The 2,804-nt window shown below is 45.8% G+C and carries 3 protein-coding genes; all 3 read left to right on the forward strand.

Annotated elements, in window-relative coordinates; translation table 11 throughout:
- Nucleotides 1–98 precede the first annotated feature (98 nt).
- From modA to RDS42_RS13910, 3 genes are read left to right on the forward strand one after another with little or no spacing between them, the layout of a single operon-like run.
- Complete coding sequence (gene modA, locus RDS42_RS13900; protein ID WP_308784185.1) at nt 99–944, forward strand: molybdate ABC transporter substrate-binding protein; 846 nt, start codon at nt 99–101, stop codon at nt 942–944.
- A 12-nt stretch (nt 945–956) separates the two neighbouring features.
- Nucleotides 957–1,652 (forward strand): molybdate ABC transporter permease subunit, encoded by a 696-nt coding sequence (gene modB / locus RDS42_RS13905; protein ID WP_308784186.1) that lies wholly within the window; start codon nt 957–959, stop codon nt 1,650–1,652.
- A 22-nt stretch (nt 1,653–1,674) separates the two neighbouring features.
- Complete coding sequence (locus RDS42_RS13910) at nt 1,675–2,724, forward strand: ATP-binding cassette domain-containing protein (RefSeq protein ID WP_308784187.1); 1,050 nt, start codon at nt 1,675–1,677, stop codon at nt 2,722–2,724.
- Nucleotides 2,725–2,804: the final 80 nt, after the last annotated feature.

Consider the following 2,804-nt stretch of genomic DNA (forward strand, 5'->3'; position numbering starts at 1 on the left):
CTATATCATAGATGAAATAAATTGACAAGAATTGTATTCTGATATAAAATGAATAAAACATAACAAAACAGAACTAAAATAAACAAAGGAGAAGGCGAATGAAGAAAAAACTGGCGGTTATTGCACTTGCAGGGATGATGGCAGCGGGATTTACAACAGGAAATGTACAGGCAGCAGAGCCAGGCGGAGAGCTTTATGTTTTTATTGCAGCCAGCCTTGCCAATGCAATGGAGGAAATCCAGAAAGATTTTAATGAAAAATATCCGGATGTGGAAATTTTTTATAATGCAGACAGTTCCGGTACGCTTCAGAAACAGATTGAGGAAGGATCCAGATGCGATATCTTTTTTTCAGCAGCAACGAAACAGATGGATGCACTTGTTGAAAAAAAACTGGCAAAGGAGGATTCTGTGGAAGACCTTCTGGAAAACAAGGTAGTGCTGATCAAGCTGAAGGATGCTGAAACTAAGGTGACAGGTTTTGAGAATATCACAGAGGCTGAAAACCTGGCTCTTGCAGGGGAAGATGTTCCTGTGGGACAGTATGCAAGGGAAATTTTTACCAATCTTGGAATCATGGATCAGGTAGAAAATATGGAGATCAATGAGGGTAAAAATGTAACGGAGGTTCTGGCAGCAATTACACAGGGAAGCAATGAGGTGGGAGTTGTATATGCCACAGATGCTGCTTCTGTTGCAGATCAGGTGGAAATTATTGCGGAGGCTCCGGCAGAAGCTCTTGAAACGCCGGTTCTTTATCCGGTGGGACTTACAGAAGATCAGGAGGCGTCTTCGGCAGAACAGGAGGCGGCAGAGGTATTTCTTGAGTATCTCCAGACAGAAGAGGCGCTGACAGTTTTTGAGGAGTATGGATTCAGCCCGTACACTGAGGAAAAGGAAGCGGCTGCCGCAGAGGAAAATACAGAAGAGAAAGCAGCGGAATAAACGGAGAAAGCTATGGGAGAGTTTATGCAGGAGATTAACTGGTCTCCTCTGTGGATTTCCCTGAAAACAGGCGCGGTGGCTACGGCCATCGCGTTCTTTCTGGGAATCTGGTGTGCCAGAAAAATCATGAAAATGAAACCGGTATCCAGGGCTGTGCTGGATGGCGTCTTAACGATGCCCCTTGTTCTTCCGCCCACAGTTGCCGGTTTTTTTCTGCTGATCATTTTTAGTCTCAGAAGACCTTTTGGAAAATTTCTTCTGGAAAATTTTGACTTTAAGATCGTGCAGACCTGGAAAGGCTGTGTGGTGGCAGCCGCAGTGATCGCCTTTCCTCTGATGTACCGAAATGCAAGGGCGGCCTTTGAACAGGTGGATGTAAATTTGATACATGCAGGTCAGACCCTTGGAATGAGTGACCGTAAGATATTCTGGAAAGTGATCATGCCTACAGCAGCTCCGGGGATCGCATCCGGCACAGTGCTGGCTTTTGCCAGAGCCATTGGTGAATATGGAGCTACATCCATGCTTGCAGGAAATATACTGGGCAAGACCAGAACGGTTTCCGTTGCTATTGCAGCAGAGACGGCAGCAGGGAATTACGATGTGGCTGGTTTCTGGGTAGTGGTGATCGTTGCATTGTCTTTTGTGATCGTGGCGCTGATCAATATTGTATCCGGAAGAGGAATGAAGAGCAGAAGATGGATCTGAAAACAGACAAGAGGAAAAAAACATGTCCATTTATGTAAATATAGAAAAGAAATTCAAGGGTTTTTCCCTGAAGGTGAAGCTTAATACAGAAAGTGCATCGACAGGTATCCTTGGAGCTTCCGGAAGCGGAAAGAGCATGACGCTCCGCTGTATTGCCGGGATTGAGACTCCGGATCGGGGAGAAATCCTGGTCAATGGAAAACCGCTTTTTGATTCAGAGAAAAATATCAATCTGAAGCCCCAGCAGCGTCATGTGGGATATCTGTTCCAGAACTATGCGCTTTTTCCCACAATGACGGTTTATGAAAATATAGGCTGCGGCTTTCGCGGCGAAAAAGAATTCCGAGATGAAAAAATAAGAGACTTTATTGACAGATACCATCTGGAAGGACTGGAAAAACACCTTCCTTCTCAGCTTTCCGGAGGGCAGCAGCAGAGAGTGGCACTGGCAAGGATGATGATCGGTGAGCCGGAGGTAATCCTTTTGGACGAGCCGTTTTCTGCTTTGGACGGATTCCTGAAAGATGTACTTCAGAGGGATATGCAGGATTTTCTGCAGGAATATCAGGGAGACATGCTTATGGTCACCCACAGCCGCGATGAGGCTTTCCGTTTCTGCCATGAGCTTACGCTTTTAAAAGAAGGAAAAACACTGACTTCAGGAAAGACAAGGGAGCTTTTTGAGCAGCCGGGACTTGTAGAGGCGGCCCGGCTTACGGGGTGTAAGAATTTTTCCAGAATTGAAAAACTGGGACCCCGGTATCTTTTTGCTTTGGACTGGGGAATCTCGCTCAGGACGGAGAAGGAAATCCCCGAAGAAGCTTCTTATGTGGCAATCCGTGGACACTGGATTCAGGGACGGGATGCAGACGGAGAAAACTGTATTCCGTTCCAGCCGGCAGAATATGTGGAAAATACATTTGAGCATCAGTATCTTGTTCAGACACCCGGAATGGACAAGGACACTGTGCTGTGGTGGATGTGTCCAAGAAACAGTTTCCGGGAGACAGAAAAGGGAAAGCTGCCGGAGTATCTGTATCTTCCTCCGGAGCATCTGATGCTGCTGAAATAATTAAGATTATATAGTAATGCGCATTGACAAGTTCTGGCTTTCTATTGTACTATAATGATGTAGTATAAAATGCAGTGAGG

Source organism: uncultured Blautia sp. (genome assembly GCF_902497045.1).
Lineage (GTDB): Bacteria > Bacillota > Clostridia > Lachnospirales > Lachnospiraceae > Blautia_A.